The following is an 18114-nucleotide window of genomic DNA, read 5'->3' as shown; positions in this document are numbered from 1 at the left end:
GTGAAGATCAGCAAATGGTGTTTGCTGCTGTTAGCCGGGGTGAGTGCCATGGCGCAGGCTGCGGATCGCAACGATATCCCGAGCTGTTATGACTATGCCAAACTCAGTCAATATCGCCCGGCCAACAGCGGTCGTGAGCTGGTGGTGATTATTGATCAAACGGTTAAAGTGCCGCTGCAGATCAAAAATACCAGTTGGCAGCAGATCATGCGTTTTAGCCAGCCCGGCGATCATGTGGTGCTGTATCAGTTCTCGGCGTTGCTGCAGAACAATTTCATGCAGCGCTTATTTGATGGACGTCTGGAGCCGCTACTCACGGACAAGAAGATCCGCGACAATCAAGGCATGGAGAGTTTGAAGAACCTCGACAAATGCCTGAGTGAGCAAAAGCAATATTTCGCGAGCGCAATGGGTGGGTTGATGGCAAAAAGTTTCGCTGAGAAGGGCGATAACATCGCTAAAAGCGAGATCCTCGATAGCCTGAAACGCATTAGTCACGATCTTGAGCAGGATGAAAACGCGTCACGCACTCTGTTTCTGATCTCCGATATGTTGGAAAACAGCGCTTTTGATAGCTTCTACCGCAATAACGCGCTGCGTTTGCTTTCGCCTGAGAAAGCGTTGCAGCAGGTTAAACAGCAGAATTTGTTAGCGGATTTTGCCGGCGCTAAGGTATTTGTCGCAGGTGCAGGATTGATTGATACCGACGCGAAAAATAATTATCGCTCAGGGAAAATCATTCAGCAGCTTGAGATATTCTGGCGCGACTATTTTACTGCGTCTAATGCAGAGTTAGTAAGTTTTGGTGCACCGGCGTTGAATGTAGATTTGCAATAAATTATTCAGAAACGATGTATTCACTGCCTCAACGTCTGGCCAGGGCAGTGAATATGAGTCGTGACTTCGTTACCATAATGGTTTTAGGGTGGATTACCCATGTTCATCTGCTCACCGTTGATCTGGGTAAAGCGCTTTAACATCTCCCGCATCTGGCATTGAAAAAATGTGTGCATATGGCAAGGTCCGCTATGAGTGAGGAGCGGAAGTTCATAATTTTTTCGACAATCTTCTAAGCGGTTATGCTAGAAATAAACAGCTACAAAGGGAATGGACATGACATTGTTTGAAGAATGTAAGGAATTGCTCAAGGCAGATTTTGATGTTGTGGAAGGAGATGATTTGAGCATGGTAATGGATATTTTTCATCAATATCCATGGCATAGCGGTAAAATTATGTGGCATGAAATGGAATTCAGCGATCATGAAATTACTGATGAGATGTTTAATGGGGGCGGCTTAGGTAATGAAACTGTATTTGTCATAGCGGATGATGCTAATGTGCCCGTGTTCAAAACGCATCTACAACTCATTGTCGATAATATCTACGATGTTATCTCCATATCATCTAACGTCTTTATATTTAATGATAATTTAATGATGCAACCATTATTTCCTCACGATTTTATACGGTTTAGTTTGCGAAAGTGATTCGCTGAAGTTCTGGCCAGAACCCCGCATATTAGTACATTCCGATGTTAGCAATGTCTGCTTTTAGCACGTAGCTGACCATCGGACTGAACTGAAGGTCCGCTGCGAACGAAAGCAGGCGTAGTTTTCAATTGCTGATTCTGTTATTTAATATCCTAACGCACGATTGACTTGCTCATATTGATACCCGTTACTCCAAAACCGCTGCTCTCGTATACATGGAAAGCACGAGCATTATCTCCAGCTACGCGTAGTCTAATCTCTTTAAAACCCTTATCCTGAAGATCCTCTTCAAAAGCGCGAAGAGCCTGTTTACCCAATCCCCCTCCCTGAAGTGAATTAAAAATATGAAAATCATAGATAAATACTGTGCGCATTGCCGCGTCTGGTTTGTACCAGAGATAGCCTACGTGCCTCTCAAATACATCTAATTTCGCGAAAATGGACAGTAAAATTTGCCCGTGCGTATTCACTCCTTCCGCAAGCAACTTTGATATTTCCTGCCTGGCCATCGTTAGAGAATCACTTTTAGACATTCTATAATTTGACGCTATCTCAATTGCATAATCAGGAATAAAATATTCCAGATAAGCAGAGTACTCTTCTTCTGTCATTGAGCGAAACGAGACCATCTTTTAATCCTTATTGAGGAAGTCATACAGACAGAAAGGGCCATACTAATAGCGCCAATACCAGTGTAACGTCAAATTATTCGTTTATGGAATAACAACACTTCCGATCGATTACATGAAAGTGATACTCAATGTCCGCTACTGGCACGAAGCGGACAAGCTAACTGAGCTGAAGGTCCGCTATGAGCAAAGAGCGGACTTTTAGTCAAAAAGATTCCCCGTTTTTGCTTAGCTGAACATTGCCTAGATGCGAAACGCTTGCACTGGCAATTTCAGAGAGTGCCAATTACTATCCAGAATCTATGGATATGAACATTTTGGGCTTTATGCCAGCCTTACTCCCTGTTGCCCTGTCTCCCGGAGCGAGCTTCACTCTCGTTATGAACAGTGCTCTGACAGGAGGTAACAAAGGTTTATTTAGAACCCTCGCCGGAACCGCTCTGGGCATATATACCCATGCAATTTTTATAGGGTTTGGTATCACGGCAGTGCTCATCTCGTCGTCAGCAGCGTTTGCTGTGCTTAAAGTAACCGGAACTGTCTATCTGCTTTGGTTAGGCGCGATGCTTATCCGGAGTGGGATAACGGTAAATTCAGGCGGGTTTACTGGTGCAAAGCATTCCGTGACTTTAAAAGAGGCTTGGCTGGCTAATGTTTTGAACCCTAAAGCCATCCTTTTTTATTTGACGGTCGTTTCACAGTTCGCAGGCGCGAAGGGTGGCGTTTGCAACTACCTTATACTGGCATCAGTTCATATAGCGGTTATGAGTATCTGGCTTTTTGCAATCACTCAAACGCTCGTATTCTCAGCCAAAAAAACTAACCCGCGAATGCTGAAAAAGTACGTCAACATTGTCGGCGGGATAATGCTCATTGCTTTTTCTCTGCACAGCCTTATCGATTAACTCCTTAGAAATACCGTTGTTCCTTACGGTCTCTACGGCCTGCAGGCCAGAGGCCAGCAAAGGCAAATTCCCGGTCAGGGGCTTCCGCGCTTGATACCATCCAAAAGACTTCAGATGTCTTAATGGTCATTTCCGGCCCATCCTCTGCATCCAGCTCTTTTCCCAGCGAGGAGGCGAGGGCAACGATGCCTTTGCGGCGGCCCACAAGTAACAGAATGTCGTTATCATTAAGCGGCATGTCAGGCGTAACGGCGATGACTTTATCGCCGCGTTTAATGCGTTCAACGGTAACCGGGAAAAGTGGATTAGCTAATGCTTCAATCTGAGCAACGCTTCTGCTCGCGGTCGCTCCTGCCAGAAACACCCGACCTATCAGTTCAGGTAAAGCAGGCATCTGTCTTGATGCCGGTATGATTACACCATGCATCAGTTCCTGTTCAGCTTTTATTGCGTCTTCACGAATAGAGCGCCCCATAATTTTGGCAAGAATGTTAACGCAGATAATGATGGCACCCAGGGAGCCGAAGATGTATGTCACCGCATATCCCACCGCGACATTCCCCTGCATCTGCTGGAGCTGTGCTGGATCAAGATTCAGTTTTGGATGGCGGCACTGGCAGTACCGATAATTGCTGACTGGGTTAACGCACCAGCGGCGATGCCGGCCGCAATTTCCTTGTCCAGCGCAAATATGCACCCAGTTTAAATTTACCGATCCACGTGCCTACAGCGAGAGAAAGAAAAAGCGCCAGCTCCGGTGATAATCGAAAAACTTCATGAATCAAATCCATAGAAATATATCCCGCAGAGAAAATTCTTAGGACTCAGGCATATTTTTCGGCCTGAAGAGTGATTATTCAGTTAGAAGAAACGTCAGCGTTTGATGCTTATCTCAGGGTAGCTTTATAATTTACTTTCGCAAATTTAAACCCTAAGAAACAGGTTTAAGGTAGTGCAAAATACTGATAAATAGTCTAATTTTAATCGTTACATTTTGAAGGCGAACCGGTAATTTATTACATACGGTTAACCTTTTTATTCATTTTGCGACTGAGTCAAACTATTTAGCATTATAAAATGGTTAATCATTATGGAAAATTCATGCAAAGTGGCTATATTATCCCTAAGCAAATGACTTGTACCTGTCATCTAAATGCTAATGTTATGTAAATAATTGATATGCAAATGCATGCGCATTGTTTCATAACATGCTCACCACGTGACGCTACAGTATTTAGATTACGCGGGTGCAGCAAGTAACATTCCACACTTCGCCACTCTATCGGAAAATATGAGGTCGTTATGTCAAGTGAATCAGTTAATGATATATCAAAAGACTTATCCGCCTTTGTAGGGACGCATTTTGTCTATACCTATGATAATGGATGGAAATATGAATGGTATGCGCGTAATGACAATACGTGTGATTACAGGATTCATCAGGGGTTGGTAGGTGGTCGTTGGGTGACAAATCAAAAAATGAATGCCGTGCAGTTCGCACCTGGCATTTATAAAGTCGACTGGCACGAGCCGACAGGAACCTGTGTGAGCCTGTTATTTGACATTGAAAGAAAGATCATTCATGGCACCATCTTCTTTCCTCAGTGGATTGCAGGTGAAAATCAACATCCTGAAAAAACAATTTGTTATCAAAATGAGTTCATTGAGGATATGCATCGCTTCCGCGATGAAGGACCGGCATATCCCTATGTTGTAATACCCGAATTTGCCAGGGTCACTTATATGAAAAATGAAGGGCCTGATAATGATGCTGTTATTAATATGCCCCCAGGTCAACTTCCGGACAATTTCTTCGATGGGAAATAATTAATTCCGGACATTACTGCTTCATTACACTGACACCTCAAAGCCAATTCATTTGGACGCTGAGGTGCCGAACAGAGTAGTAGAGATTTTAAGTGAGCGGAAGAGCCAGGAAACCTCGCTACTTTTTTCAGGCCAGCCAAATGGTTCAGCTGGCCTTTATTTAAACGTCTTTAATAAGGGAAGTGGTCAGCTCAGCGCAACCCTCACTTTTAGTGCAATCACCAGCGCGGCAAAACACATTATGCAACCCGCGGTAATGAAAACACCGGTTACGCCGCTGAGACCAAAAAGTAATCCTCCCAACGCAGCACCCGCAGCAATTGAGGATTGAACTGCTGCGACTACCATGCCGCCAGCGGTTTCAGCTTGATCGGGAACGGAACGCGCTACCCAGTTTGACCACGCAACGGGTACGCCACCAAATGCCATCCCCCACAACGCGACGAACAACATCAATCCTGCTTCCTCAAGTGGCAGCAAAATCATGCTTAATGCCGCTAAACCAACAAGTGCTGGCATCAGTATCAGGGTAAGACGCAGGCTTTTCTCCATCAGCCACCCGGCCAGCAGCGTACCGATAAAATTAGCGACGCCAAATTCAAGCAGTATCAAAGACAAACGATCCACATCAAGTTGAACGATATTTTCAAGAGCCGGACGAATATAGGTAAAGAGCGCATATTGACCCGTATGGGCAATCACACAACCCGTCATTCCCAACGCAATGCCTGGGCGGCGGAGTAAATCCATGACAGATGCCGTAATCATCATTTTACGCGGAGCCATCCCAGGAAGCGTAAACAGCTGGAAAAGCAGTGTCAGCAGGCCAACTGCGGTTGCAGCGATAAAAGCACTACGCCAGCCATAAAGCCCACCTAAATAGCTTCCCAGCGGGATCGAAACCACGGTACCGACAGCAATACCGCTAAAAATAATAGAGAGAGCACGCGGGACGCTTTTTGCAGGGACCAGCCGCATAGCTACGGCAGCAGCCATACTCCAGAAGCCTCCCAACGCGATGCCCAGCAAAATGCGCATGACCAGCAGAACAGCCAGACTGGAGGTGAGTGCGACAAGCAGGTTGGAGGCGATCATCAGCACGGTAAAACCAAGCAAAACAGCTCGGCGATCATAATTACGCGTCAGGCGGGGAACCATCAGACCCGCAAACAGGGCCACCACAGCTGTCACCGTCACAGCCTGACCAGCAAGCGCTTCGGTTACACCAAGATCCGCGGCCATGGGTGTTAACAGGCTGGCAGGAAGATATTCTGCAGTCAGCAAGCCAAACACGCCCATCGTCAGTGAAATAACGGCCATCCATGCGGATTCTTTGGGTTCCGCACTGTTCAAACTAACGTATGCAGCTTCAGTTGCTTCGTTTCTCATAAAACACTCTTTTTTTTGGAGAAAAAATGATAACTCCAAGTCTAGAGTTGAGCCGCTGGACGATCTATGATGCCACATCCTGATTTTTTACCCGAAACTCCGGTTATGCATGTGAATAAACACTTTGCCCTGTCATCCGAACTCATCAGTGAATTGCTGCTGGAAATGCGTCTGCGTGGCGTGCAGTATCGCCGTTTACAGACGGGCTCTGAGTTTGGCGTCGGTTTCAGCAGCAGACCCGGACATGCCTATTTTCATTACATCGCAGTGGGTACTGCTGTGCTGCGCACACACGATGGTACGTTGCACGAACTAAAAGCCGGGTGCATGGTATTCATGCCGCAGGGCGAGGAGCATCAGCTTTTATCGGATGTCAGCTGTTCATTTCAACATATCGACACGTTCGGCTCTGCTCCTTTAGGCGAGGCCGTAAGCGGAATTAATACCTGCCCGAGTTCGCATCCGACACCCAGCACAGTTCTGTTTTATGGCTGTATGGAGTTCGATCTTGGTGGAATGCAGGGCCTGGGTAAACTGATGCCGCAAGCCATCGTGGTTGAGGCAAATGAACAGATTTATCCGGGGCTGGTTCCCGTTCTGGGCGCGATGAAATCTGAAATCTGTTCCGGACGCGCGGGCTTCGCGGGCATTCTGGCACGCCTCGCAGAAGTGGCGGCGGCCATGATTGTTCGTGGATGGATCGAAAACGGCAGCGAGAACGCCGCTGGTCTAATCGCTGCGTTACGTGATCCACGACTTGCCCGTGCCATTTTGGCGATTCATCGTGATACAAGCCGGGAGTGGTCTGTTGCCGAGCTTGCTGCCCAGTCGCATGTATCCCGTTCTGTTTTTGCTGAACGCTTCAAATCAATTATCGGCATACCTCCGCAGCGCTATGCAAGGGAAGTGCGAATGCGCATCGCGGGTCACTGGATTACTCACGATAAGATCTCAATTGATACCGTAGCGCTTCGCCTCGGCTATGCCTCGCAGGCAGCCTTTAGCAGAGCGTTCAAGCGCATTAATGGGTATCCACCGGGCGCTATGCGTCAGCGAACAGCGAGAGGCGTTAATACAGTAAGTGAGTGAATGCTATTTTTGTCATTTGCTGGATTGAATGTAGAAGACCGTAAAAACTGAGCGGAAACGACTTTTCATCATTCTACGTATCGCAAATTTCTCCGGTGTCCGCTTCTGGTACAAAGTTGCTGGTTGTAAGAAGCGGATATCTGTAATGAGCAAAGAACTGACATAACGTTTACAGATGCTGGTGGTTTTGAAATTACGCAATCAAGCAAAATGATTAATTCTGATCTGACTGACTTTGTCACTAGACATTCTTTCCGAATATGCTTTTTCGTCCATGTAGGAAAGCACGATTTGTACGATGCGATATCGAATCTTAAAATCAGGAGTCTGGGATTCTAAATTGAAGTCAAACGAATTGACGTTTAAAGGAATAACGAATATGTCATGCTTAAAAAAATATGTATAGTGGGTCTTTCCCAGTAATGGAGATATAATCGAATGTTCTACATTTTACGTTACTTTACTCATGCTTCTAGTCGTGTCAGGAACCTGGGCTTCTAAATTGAAGTTAAACGAATTTACGTTTAAAGGAATAACGAATATATCATGCTTAAAAAAATATGCATATGCCCCATTTATATCACTACTTTATGGTGTTTCAGCAACGGCCTCACCAGATTTGATGTATGACATTGATAAGAAGGACTATTCGGTGTCAACAGAGGTGACGCCACAATTTTCCTGGGATAAAAGTGAGTCTCAAGGTGATAAAACCCAATATTGTCTTACTCCTCGCGATCCAGGATGCGGCAAAATGTGGCATGAGGAAAAAGCGAAGGATTATTCCTGGTCCACAGAGGTAACGCCAAAACTATCTTGGGAGAAAAGTGAGTCTCAAGATGATAAAACTCACTATTGTCTTACCCCTAGCGATCCAGGATGCAGCAATATGTGGCATAAGGAAAAAGCGAAGGAGTATGACGAGCGGAGGCAGCGTTCCCAACAAAAAAGGCTTTATAATTAACATAAGTGATCGTTCAAAAGCTCATATTCAGTTTTCCATAGTGGGATATTACGCCTGGCTTGTAACGTTCTTAATAGTTAGCTGTCACTTTTCACCTTTAGAATTCAGATTACTCCATGACGATATTTTACAACGCTCATAACGTAGCGGCGCAATTTATTGCGCAATATCAGGCTGGGTGCGCAATCGCCATCACATTGCGCGATAAATCGCGCCGCTACGGATACATGCAAAACGTGATTATTGCTGGAACCGCAACGCCACACCAAACGCCTGCTCGGCACCAACAATAATCGCCGACTCTTCTTCGCGGAACGGCACATCACCGAGCAGCAGGCTGGCTTTCACTTTGCGCAGATCCGAGGTGCGCAAACTCAATCCGGCCATGCGCGCGCTGCCGTCGTAATCAATCGGCAATCCGGCGAAGCGCTGCGTAACGTATTCCGCGGCGGCAAAACGCACCGTTGCCACGCCCGCTCTGAGCACAAACGCGCCTTCCTGACAGGCGGTGAGTTTATCGGCACCGAATAAACGGCTGTAGGGCTGCGCAGCGGCGGCGGGATCCTGCGCCACCACCACGAATTCGACGATATCGCTCACGCCATTCGGATGGACGCGCCACGCGTCCTGCCACACCGAATCCGGCGTGTCGTGCTGACAAAAGAAGCTGCGGCCGTTCGCCACCAGCGACGGGCGCAACCGCACGGTGCGGAAGCGTGCTTCCTGCTTGGTGCCGTCCGGCAAAGTAACGGGACGGAAAAAGCTCGCCGGCAGATCGCCGTCGATGTCCTGGCTCTCCAGATAGCGCCACACCGCATCGGCATCCTCGGTTTTCCATACTAAACCGCTGAGGCCAATCGGCGACTGCCACAAATCCTGGCGCAGATTGCCGCGCCCAGGCTCAAACCCCAACAGCTCCAGATAGTTATCTCCAAAAATCGCCAGATGATTACTGGAGCCGAGCGAATGATGGCCGCGCTCGGTCAGCTGAAATCCCAGGCGACGAAACAGCGCGCTGGCGTCATCCAACTGGCTGGCAACGTTGATCACCACATGGTCGAGACGTGGAACAGGTACAGAAATCGCCATCGCTTTTCTCCTTGCTCTCATGGTCACGATGCCAGCGCCTGTTGTTGGCGCAGCGTCATCAGCGCGCGCTGGGCCAGCTCGGTAAAGTAATGCACCGCCGGTTCCAGCATCGCTTCATCCGGATCGAATCCGGCGTGATGCAGGCCAAATTCACTGGCGCTGCCGATGCTGACGAACGCGCCCGGCAGCTGCTGCAGGTAGAAGGCGAAGTCTTCGCCACCCATCTGCGGCGTGCCGACCTGTGTTTGATAGCCTTGCTCTGCGGCCAGATCCAGCGCGAAATCGGCCCATTGCGGGGTGTTGAGCAGCGAAGGCGGACCTTCCTGCCACACCAGCTCCGCCTGTGCGTCAAATCCGGCGGCGATCCCGTTTATCAGCGCTCTCATTTTCTGCGGGATCTGCGCGCGAATCGCCGAATTGTGGGTGCGCACCGTGCCTTCCAGTTCCACCGTTTGTGGCAGCACGTTCCAGCTGTTGCCTGCGGTAAAGCGCGTCACGCTGACCACCAGCGACTCCAGCGAACTGAACACGCGGCTCGGCAGCGTTTGCAGCGCGGTGACGATGTGGCTGCCAATCACGATGCTATCAATGCCTTCATGCGGACGCGCGGCGTGCGCACCTTTGCCGTTGATAGTGATCTGGAAACGATCAACGTTGGCATAATAGGCACCGCCGCGCGTCCGCAGCGTACCGGTTGGCAGATCCGGCGCGTTATGCAGGCCGAAAATCGCCTGCACCTCTTTCAGCGCGCCCGCCGCCAGCAGCTGTTTCGCGCCGGTAAAAATCTCTTCGGCAGGCTGGAACAGAATGCGCACGCGGCCAGGCAGCTGGGATTCGATGCGTTGCAACTGCTGTGCGACGCCCAGCATGACGCTGCTGTGCAGGTCATGGCCGCAGGCGTGCATCACGCCCGGCTGTTGGGAGCGCCATGCTTGATCGGTTTGCTCGTCGATGGGCAGGGCGTCGATGTCGGCACGCAGCGCAATCAGCGGTTCACCGTGACCGATTTCTGCCACGACACCGGTTTTCAAATCCAGCGGCAGCAGCTTGACGTTGAGTTCCTGCAACCAGCGGGTAAGGCGCTCGGTGGTGGCAAATTCCTGATCCGACAGTTCGGGATGCTGATGCAGCTCGCGTCGCCAGCGCACCAGCTGTTGATGGGAAAGATCCGTCATGGTCATCCTTGTGTGTGTTCAGGTAAGAAAGGTTCGCCGAGCGTCAGCATCAGGCGATTCGCCCAGGCAAAGAAGGCGGCGGATTGAATCAGGTCCAGCAGCTCCAGCGTGCTGAATCCCTGAGCGCGCAGCGCCTGCAGCTGTTTCAGTCTGGTGGCGGCAGGCGTAATCGATAAGGTAGCAACCAGATCGATCTGCGCCGCCCAGCGCGCCGATTGTCCGTGCGACAGCTCAGCGCCCGGCGCGACATTCAGCAGCTTCTGCACCGCCGGTTCATCTTTCGACAGCTGGCTGGCTTTGCGCGCATGCACCGAGGCGCAGTAGATGCAGCCGTTGACCTTGCTCACCACCGTGGCGGCGAGTTCTCGCTCGGCGCGCGAGAGTCCGCCTGCGGTGTAGAAGATGCCTTTATCGGTTAGCGTGCGCTGCTCGAGCAGCGGCTGATTGCGGCCCAGCAGGCGGAAGTAATCAGAGTCGCTGTGGCCGAATTTCGCCAGCGTTGCCTGCTCTTCAGCGCTAAATTCCTGCAGCGGTTTTGCCGCCAGCCACGGTTCCCAGCCGAGTTCCTGCTGGGTAAAGGCGGTGAGGGCGGTTTTCCCGCTGACGGTGAGCGGCGCATCGTGCCATTTACCGGCCACCGCATGTGGCTGCGACGCCGTTTCTTCGCCGTTGAGCAAACGCAAACCCGCAAGCAAGCGGCTCTGGAAGCTGACAAAGGCAATCAGCTGCGCCAGCGTGACGATGCCGCGTGGCGACCATCCGGCAGTTTGCAGCGTCTCGATGTGCTGCGGCGCAGCATCGACCGGATGCAAGCTCAGCAGTTCCGCAAACGCCAGACCCGCAGCGAAGCGTGCGTTGTTGGGCTGTTCCGGCTGGCGGTAATGCGCTTCGAGACTCGACGCGCCATGCCAGGCCGCGACCTGCGCGGCGAGGGCGAAACGTTCTGCTAACGGCAAATCTTCATCATCCTGCGAAAACAGCACGTCATAGCTGCCTTGCGTGTGCTGGGTGGCGGCGTGACGCTCGGCGCGGGCTTGCGCCAGTTCAGACGCGGGATCGATATCCGCCAGCGCGGCCAGTAAATCAAACGTTTGAGACATGAAATTCTCCTGTTAAGCGTGGCTTAGCGCACGCAGCGCGGGCGCAATATGCTCGGCAATCAATTCGATAGAACGCAGAATGTCGGCGTGTGGCGGATCGATGGAGTGCACCTGGAAGCTGATATCGGTGACGCGTTGCAGCGACGTATCGGCCAGCAGCGATTGCCGCACCGTGTCGGCATCGCCGAAGTGCGCATCCAGCTGACGCGCCTGTTCGTCGAGCGTGTTGCCAATCACGTGTCCCGATTCACGGAAATGCTGCGCCTGGCGCTGTAAGCCCGGCTCGGCAAGACGGCGCGCGTAGTCGTTGGAATCGGCCACAAAAGCGGTGCGCGATGCCAGAATGCGCGGCGCAATGCCTGCTGGTAAAGCCGCCACATAAGCATCAATCATCGGGTTTTGTATCTGGTGGAGTGGCAAATCAGGCTGGCCCGCCGGACGCGGCTGGGTGCGCGACAGCATCAAACCGTGCCCGGCAAGGCCTGCGCGCGCCGCACCTTCCACCGAGAAGGTGGCGATCCACACGCGCTGCGCCAGCGTCGGCGCTGCGGGATAGAGGTGATTATCCGGATGGCCCAGCGTATCGCCGCGCCAGGCGCTCAGCAGCTGATGCAGATGATCGGCAAACACGCTGGCGCGCTGGTCGATAGTGATACCGAACGGCAGAAACGAGGTCGCGGTGCCGCCCGAACCTAAACCGACTTCGAGCCGACCGTTGCTCAGCAAATCCAGCACCGCGGCATCTTCGGCGACGCGCAGCGCGTTCTCCATCGCCAGCGTGATGATGCCGGTGCCAAGCCGAATAGTGCGGGTGTGCGCCGCAACGTGGGCCAGAAACAGCAGCGGTGAAGGCAAGCCGCCTTCTTTCTCGTTAAAGTGGTGCTGAGCAATCCACGCGCTGTCAAAACCGGTGCGCTCGGCGTGCTGAATCTGTTCAGTTGCCAGGCGATAGCGCTGCTGTGCGGAAGTGTCATCCAGCAGGCGAGTGAAAAAACCAATGCGTTTGCGCGTCATGCAGACTCCTTAATCAGCGGACGGAAAGCGGGTATCGCGTCAATCAGCGATCGGGTATACGGATGCTGCGGCGCGCTAAATAGCGTGACAGTGTCACCTTGCTCCACCACTTCACCGGCGCGCAGCACGGTGACGCTGTGCGCAATGCGGCGCACGGTGGCGAGGTCGTGGGTGATAAACAGATAAGTAAGGCCGAGCTCGCGTTGCAGTTGTTGCAGCAGTTGCAGAATCTGCGCCTGCACCGTGACATCCAGCGCTGAGGTCGCTTCATCCAGCACCAGAATCGCCGGTTGCAGAATCAGGGCGCGGGCGATGGCTACGCGCTGACGCTGGCCGCCGGACAACTCGCGCGGTTTGCGCGTCAGCAGCTCCAGCGGTAACGCCACGCGCTGCGCCACGGCTGCGACGCGTTGCCGGCGCTCGTCGCTGCTGAGTTTCTCAAAGTTACGCAGTGGCTCTTCAATGATGGCGAACAGCGTCTGGCGCGGATCCAGCGAGGCAAACGGGTTCTGATACACAAACTGAATCTTGCGGCGCAGCTGACGTTGCGCTTCGCCGCGCAGCGCGGTGGCATCGATGCCATCGATCACCACGCGGCCGCTATCGGCCTGCTCAAAGCCTAAAAGAATGCGCGCCAGCGTAGTTTTCCCCGAGCCGGATTCGCCGACCAGCGCGTGCGTGGTGCCGCGCGCCACCGTGACGCACACCTCTTTCGCCACCTGCAGCTGCTGCTGGCGACCGAGGGAAAACTGTTTATTGATGCCGGAGAGCTGAATCGCTGGCGACGAGAAGTTGGCATGTGTCGGCACAGACAGCGCGCTGTCGCCCGGATCGGCGTCCTGCAACAGCTGCCGCGTGTAAGCATGCTTAGGCGCGTTGATCACCTGCGCCGCCGGGCCTTGTTCCTGAACTTCGCCATGACGAAATACCAGCAGGCGATCGGCACGTTCTGCCGCCAATGCCAAATCGTGCGTGACAAACAGCACCGCCGTACCGGATTCGCGGCGCAGCACATCCAGCAGATCAAGAATGCGTTTTTGCACCGTGACATCCAGCGCGCTGGTGGGTTCATCGGCAATGATAATCTGCGGACGCAGGGCGAGGGCGATAGCAATCAGCACGCGCTGTTTCATGCCGCCGGAAAGCTGATGCGGATACTGCGTCAGACGCTGTTCCGGATGGCTCAGCCCCACTTTTTGCAGCAGCTCCAGTACGCGCTGCTGACGTTCGGTTTTGCTGATTTTCAGGTGCAGCTGCAACATTTCACCGACCTGATCGCCAATGGTTTTCACCGGATTGAGCGAGTTGCCCGGATCCTGCGGCACTAAGCTGATGCTGACGCCGCGCAGGCTATCAAGACGTTTAGAAGACCAACCGGCGATATCGGTGCCGTTCAGCACAATTTTGCCGCTGTCCCGGCGGCCGTTTTCTGCCATCAAACCCATAATGGCCTGCGCGGTGGTGGTTTTGCCGGATCCGGATTCACCGACCAGCGCCACCATTTCACCCGGCTGCAACTCAAAGCTGACGTTGTGAACCACCGCGCGCCACTCGCCGCGCTGGCGATAGCTGAGGGTTAAATTTTCAATGGCTAATAACGCGCTCATGCGTCACCTCCGGCCAGTTGACGACTGATGCGGTTAGCGGCCAGCACCACGGCGACCACCACAATGCCGGGGAAGGTGGTGAGCCACCACGCAGTCGCCAGATAGTTACGTCCTTCGGCGATCAATAATCCCCATTCGGGCGTCGGCGGCGGCGTGCCGTAGCCGAGGAAGCTGAGCGTGGATAACGCCAGAATCGCCTGGCCAAACTGCAAGGCGGCGAAGGCGATCACCGCCGTCAGCGAGTTGGGTAAAATGTGACGCCACAACACGCGCCAGAAACTGCCGCCGCTGCCGTAAGCCGCTTCGACGAACTCGCTGCGGCGTACGCGGACCACTTCGCCACGCGCCAGGCGGGCAAAGCTGGCAATCGAGGCGATGCCCACCGCCAGCGCGGCGTGCACGGTGCCAAAACCCAGCAGAATCAGAATGCTGAGCGACAGCAGCAGCGAAGGAATCGACAGCAGCACATCCACTAAGCGCATCAGCCAGTTCTCAGTGCGACCGCCCATCGCGCCCGCCAGCACGCCGAGCGTGGTGCCGCCAATCAGCCCCATCGCCACCGCTGCGACCGCCGCCGACAGCGACTGTGACGCACCATAAATAATGCGCGCGTAGAGATCGCGGCCCAGCTGATCGGTGCCGAGCCAGTAAGCGGCCTGCGGCGGTAGACGTTGTGCGCCAGGCACGCTTTCCGTTGGGCTGAAATGGGTAAACAGACCAGGCGCAAATGCCGCCAGCAGCGCCAACAGCATCACGCCCCACGCCAGCCACAAACCTGGCTGGATGTTGAGCACGCGGGACGCACGTGCGTTGCCGTTGCTTTGACGCGCAGTTGAGTAATCGACCAGACTCATCGGTTGCCTCCGGCAATGGATTGCAGACGCGGATCGAACAGCGGCATCAGCGCATCGACCAGCAGGTTAATCAGCACAAACGCCAGCGCCGAGATCATCACCACCGCCTGTAACACCGCGACGTCCTGATTATTCACCGCCTGCTGCGTCAGCTGACCGACGCCGCTTAGGCCAAACACGGTTTCGGTAATCAGCGCACCGGCGATCAGTTCCCCGAGCAGCAAACCGGCAACGTTCAGCACCGGCAGCAGCGCATTGCGCATCACGTGATGCCACAGCACATGGCTTTCGCTGGCGCCTTTAGCGCGCGCGACCGCCACGAACGGCTGGGTAGAAACCTGATCGATGCTGCGTAATAGAATCTGCGCCAGCGGCGCGGAGATCGGGATCGCCACGGTAATCACCGGCAGAATCAAACCCTGTAGCGGCGACGGATTGATCACCGGGATCCAGCGCAGCTGGAAGGAGAACAGCTGAATCAGCGCGATGCCGAGCCAGAAGGTTGGCAGCGAGATAAACAGCGCCGGAATTGATTGCAGCACCGAACGCAGGAAGCGCAGCGCCGGCAAGCGCGATAACGCCGCCAGCGCGAACGCGATAAGGGTTGCCAGCACAAAACCGAGCAGCGCCAGTTGCAGCGTGGCGGGCAGGTTGCTGATCAGCTGTTCGCTGACCGGCACGCCCGCCTGCACCGAGTAACCAAAATCGCCGCGCACCATCGCCAGCAGCGTGTGCACGTACTGCTGCCAGAGCGGATTATCCGCGCCGTAAGCCAGTCGCATTTCGGCGATTTGATCCGGGCTAAGGCCCAGATCCGGGTTCTGAAACTTGATCAGCACCGCATCGCCGGGCAGCACCTGCAGCAGAAAGAACGACAGGGTAAACGCGGCCCACAGCACCAAAACGCTTTGACCCACTCTTCGCAGCAGTGAACGTTGCATCATCAACCTGCCTTAGTGTTTTTCCAGCCACGCGCCGTAGAACGACGGACGACCGACGGCTTCAAAATTTACGCCTTTCAGCCACGGCGCACCGGCAAACACCTGCGGTTCTTCAAAAATCGGAATCACATAGGCTTGATCGAGCAGATAGCGCTGCGCCTCGCCAGTCACCGCCAGGCGTTTCGCCGGATCGACTTCCGAGGAGATCCCCAGCAGCAGCGTGTTCAGCTTGTCGTCGCGGAAGTTCTGCACCTTGTCGCTGGAGCCGCCTTTTTGCAGCAGCGCATCACGGTTAGTCGGATAGAACTGGCTCTTCACCACGTCAGGATCGGCGCGTCCCACTTCGGACACCACCAGCGGGGTTTTCAGCGGATCGAGGTTATCCAGCACGCGGCTGCCTGCATCACCGGCTTTCACCGCCAGCGCGACGCCAACCTGACGCCACTGCTGTGCCACCAGCTGTAGCACCTCTTTGTTCTGCGGCTGCGGCAGCGATTCATAAATGGTCAGCGCCAGTTTCTTGCCATCCTTTTCGCGGATGCCGTCGCTGCCCGGTTTCCAGCCCGCTTCATCCAGCAGCTTTTTCGACAACGCCGGATCGAATTTCAGCTTGTCGGCCAGATTGACGTAACCGGCCGCCGAGGTGGCGATCACCGAGGTGGCCTGCGGATAGTTCGGTGAGAACAGGGTTTGCACCACTTGCTGCGCGTTGGTGGCGTGCAGCAGCGCCTGACGCACTTTCACATCGCTGACCAGCGGGTTATCCGGGCGGAAGCTGATGCTGTCGTTGACGCCACGCGTGGGTGCAGCGTAAATCGGGAAGTTTTGCTGCTGCGCCTGCTTCTCGTCGTAGGCTTGCACCTGACGAATGAAGTCGGCCTGGCCGGCCAGCAGCGCGCCAATACGCACGCTGTCTTCCGGCGTGACGATGAATTTAATGCCGTCGAGATTGGCGGGACCTTGCTGGGCGAGGTTTTTCGGGCCCCATTGATAATCTTTGCGCGCGGTTAAATCGACCTCGCGGCCGAGTTTCTCATCGCTGACCACAAATGGACCGGAACCAATAATATGACGCGCATCGCCGAGTTGGTCGAAGCTACGCTGCAGCGTACTGAGGGAAACCAGGCCTGAACCGATGGTAGCGGTGCCCTGTAAAAAACCGGGAGAAGGCCTTTTGAAATAGAATTTCACCGTCTGAGGATCAATAACTTCACTGCGGTCGTAATTATTGATCACTTCGGAAACCGGCAGGCGCTGGGCTTTATTTCCCAGACCGTAAGTATCAAAGTTTTTGGCTACCGCATTGGCATCTAAGGGCGTGCCATCGGAGAAGGTGACGCCGGGACGAATTTTAAAGGTATATTCGGTTTTATCGGCGTTACTGCTCCAGCTTTCGGCAATCCACGGTTCCACTTTTAAGGTTTCAGGATTCTGCCACGTCAGCTTATCGGTAATTTGATTCAGAATACCGCCATTGGGATAAAAGCCACCGGCGGGTGGATAAAGGTTGGTATGTGCCTGTTGTTCGAGGTAAACCAGCGTGCCGCCTTTGACGGGCGTGTCTGCCGCGTGGGCGCTAAAAATCCCTGATAGCAGGGCCAAACTCAACGCCTGCAAGTGAAAATGCTTAGTCATGGTGTTTCCCTTTTTAATCAATAGCCCGACGGGCGGTTTTCATCATTGAATGCCGCACACGGGAGTTGAACCAAGGAATTGCACTAAGCTTTGCTAAAAAAAATAAATAGGCGTTCTGTTCATACGATGGGGCGCCATAAATGGCGTAATGCTTTTTAGCTAAGCCATTGGCGATGGCGCTGACCGGTGCCACTTTTGGTCCGGCGGTCCTCGCGCCGCTTACGCGGTACCTTCACTTCGCTCGTCTGCCTGACGGACCGGCGGAGACGGGACGTCCTGTCCCGGCTCCGCCTTTCGCCCGCGTCCTGCGGGCTCTCCTGGCTTCCTCGCTTCGTTCAGCGCTGCGGATTGCCGGCCCAAAAGCGGCCCCGGCCTGCTCCAAACCTTCAGTGCGTGTTGTTGAAA

Annotated in this window: 19 protein-coding genes; 6 read left to right on the top strand and 13 right to left on the bottom strand. The window is 53.6% G+C overall.

All coding sequences use genetic code 11. The features are described 5' to 3' along the window. Complete coding sequence (locus ACFQW4_RS02050) at window positions 1-837, top strand: hypothetical protein (protein WP_377723460.1); 837 nt, start codon at window positions 1-3, stop codon at window positions 835-837. A 276-nt stretch (window positions 838-1113) separates the two neighbouring features. Continuing rightward, window positions 1114-1488 (top strand): hypothetical protein, encoded by a 375-nt coding sequence (locus ACFQW4_RS02045; protein WP_110867228.1) that lies wholly within the window; start codon window positions 1114-1116, stop codon window positions 1486-1488. Window positions 1489-1643: 155 nt separating this feature from the next. Here the strand turns inward: ACFQW4_RS02045 and ACFQW4_RS02040 are convergent, their stop codons facing one another. Further along, on the bottom strand, window positions 1644-2120 hold the full coding sequence (locus ACFQW4_RS02040; protein WP_271460330.1) for an N-acetyltransferase: 477 nt from the start codon (window positions 2118-2120) through the stop codon (window positions 1644-1646). Window positions 2121-2422: 302 nt separating this feature from the next. On the opposite strand from ACFQW4_RS02040, the gene ACFQW4_RS02035 reads away from it, so the two are divergent. After that, on the top strand, window positions 2423-3025 hold the full coding sequence (locus ACFQW4_RS02035; protein WP_377723457.1) for a LysE family translocator: 603 nt from the start codon (window positions 2423-2425) through the stop codon (window positions 3023-3025). 4 nt (window positions 3026-3029) lie between these two features. On the opposite strand, the gene ACFQW4_RS02030 is transcribed toward ACFQW4_RS02035, so the two are convergent. Both ACFQW4_RS02030 and ACFQW4_RS02025 read right to left on the bottom strand, forming a co-directional pair. Next, window positions 3030-3593, bottom strand: a complete 564-nt coding sequence (locus ACFQW4_RS02030) for a hypothetical protein (RefSeq protein ID WP_377723455.1) — start codon at window positions 3591-3593, stop codon at window positions 3030-3032. Between the two features lie 73 nt (window positions 3594-3666). Next, a complete protein-coding gene (locus ACFQW4_RS02025) occupies window positions 3667-3816 on the bottom strand; it encodes a hypothetical protein (protein ID WP_377723452.1) in 150 nt (49 codons plus the stop codon). Between the two features lie 511 nt (window positions 3817-4327). Between ACFQW4_RS02025 and ACFQW4_RS02020 the strand changes: the two genes are divergently transcribed. Then, window positions 4328-4852: a phenolic acid decarboxylase gene (locus ACFQW4_RS02020; RefSeq protein ID WP_110868449.1), complete on the top strand. Its 525-nt coding sequence runs from the start codon at window positions 4328-4330 to the stop codon at window positions 4850-4852. Between the two features lie 186 nt (window positions 4853-5038). Here ACFQW4_RS02020 and ACFQW4_RS02015 read toward each other — a convergent pair whose 3' ends face one another. Continuing rightward, window positions 5039-6241 (bottom strand): MFS transporter, encoded by a 1203-nt coding sequence (locus tag ACFQW4_RS02015; RefSeq protein ID WP_377723450.1) that lies wholly within the window; start codon window positions 6239-6241, stop codon window positions 5039-5041. Between the two features lie 66 nt (window positions 6242-6307). Between ACFQW4_RS02015 and ACFQW4_RS02010 the strand changes: the two genes are divergently transcribed. Next, window positions 6308-7330 carry an AraC family transcriptional regulator gene (locus ACFQW4_RS02010; RefSeq protein WP_377723448.1) on the top strand — a complete coding sequence of 341 codons (1023 nt, stop codon included), beginning with the start codon at window positions 6308-6310 and terminating at the stop codon, window positions 7328-7330. Between the two features lie 478 nt (window positions 7331-7808). Beyond that, window positions 7809-8294, top strand: coding sequence for a hypothetical protein (locus ACFQW4_RS02005; protein ID WP_377723446.1), 486 nt, complete (start codon window positions 7809-7811; stop codon window positions 8292-8294). A 240-nt stretch (window positions 8295-8534) separates the two neighbouring features. On the opposite strand, the gene ACFQW4_RS02000 is transcribed toward ACFQW4_RS02005, so the two are convergent. From ACFQW4_RS02000 to ACFQW4_RS01960, 9 genes are read right to left on the bottom strand one after another with little or no spacing between them, the layout of a single operon-like run. Beyond that, window positions 8535-9383 carry a VOC family protein gene (locus tag ACFQW4_RS02000; RefSeq protein WP_377723444.1) on the bottom strand — a complete coding sequence of 283 codons (849 nt, stop codon included), beginning with the start codon at window positions 9381-9383 and terminating at the stop codon, window positions 8535-8537. A gap of 23 nt (window positions 9384-9406) precedes the next feature. Then, entirely contained in the window at window positions 9407-10558 is a 1152-nt protein-coding gene (locus tag ACFQW4_RS01995; RefSeq protein ID WP_377723442.1) for an amidohydrolase, read from the bottom strand. A 2-nt stretch (window positions 10559-10560) separates the two neighbouring features. Further along, on the bottom strand, window positions 10561-11658 hold the full coding sequence (locus tag ACFQW4_RS01990) for an alkylhydroperoxidase domain protein (RefSeq protein WP_377723440.1): 1098 nt from the start codon (window positions 11656-11658) through the stop codon (window positions 10561-10563). A 12-nt stretch (window positions 11659-11670) separates the two neighbouring features. Beyond that, on the bottom strand, window positions 11671-12672 hold the full coding sequence (locus ACFQW4_RS01985; protein WP_377723439.1) for a putative FMN-dependent luciferase-like monooxygenase: 1002 nt from the start codon (window positions 12670-12672) through the stop codon (window positions 11671-11673). Then, entirely contained in the window at window positions 12669-14279 is a 1611-nt protein-coding gene (locus tag ACFQW4_RS01980; RefSeq protein ID WP_377723437.1) for a dipeptide ABC transporter ATP-binding protein, read from the bottom strand. Before ACFQW4_RS01980 ends, ACFQW4_RS01985 begins: the two co-directional genes overlap by 4 nt. Continuing rightward, window positions 14276-15133, bottom strand: coding sequence for an ABC transporter permease (locus ACFQW4_RS01975; protein WP_217548069.1), 858 nt, complete (start codon window positions 15131-15133; stop codon window positions 14276-14278). Before ACFQW4_RS01975 ends, ACFQW4_RS01980 begins: the two co-directional genes overlap by 4 nt. Then, window positions 15130-16074 carry an ABC transporter permease gene (locus ACFQW4_RS01970; protein WP_377723990.1) on the bottom strand — a complete coding sequence of 315 codons (945 nt, stop codon included), beginning with the start codon at window positions 16072-16074 and terminating at the stop codon, window positions 15130-15132. The genes ACFQW4_RS01975 and ACFQW4_RS01970 overlap by 4 nt, the downstream gene beginning before the upstream one ends. 12 nt (window positions 16075-16086) lie before the next feature. Next, window positions 16087-17709: a TIGR04028 family ABC transporter substrate-binding protein gene (locus ACFQW4_RS01965; RefSeq protein WP_137386974.1), complete on the bottom strand. Its 1623-nt coding sequence runs from the start codon at window positions 17707-17709 to the stop codon at window positions 16087-16089. Between the two features lie 13 nt (window positions 17710-17722). After that, entirely contained in the window at window positions 17723-17902 is a 180-nt protein-coding gene (locus ACFQW4_RS01960; protein WP_168197484.1) for a hypothetical protein, read from the bottom strand. Between the last annotated feature and the right edge of the window lie 212 nt (window positions 17903-18114).

This window comes from Pantoea sp. GCM10028869 (assembly GCF_042666835.1).
GTDB classification, from domain to species: Bacteria; Pseudomonadota; Gammaproteobacteria; order Enterobacterales; family Enterobacteriaceae; genus Pantoea; species Pantoea leporis.
This window is presented reverse-complemented; position numbering and strand designations above follow the sequence as displayed.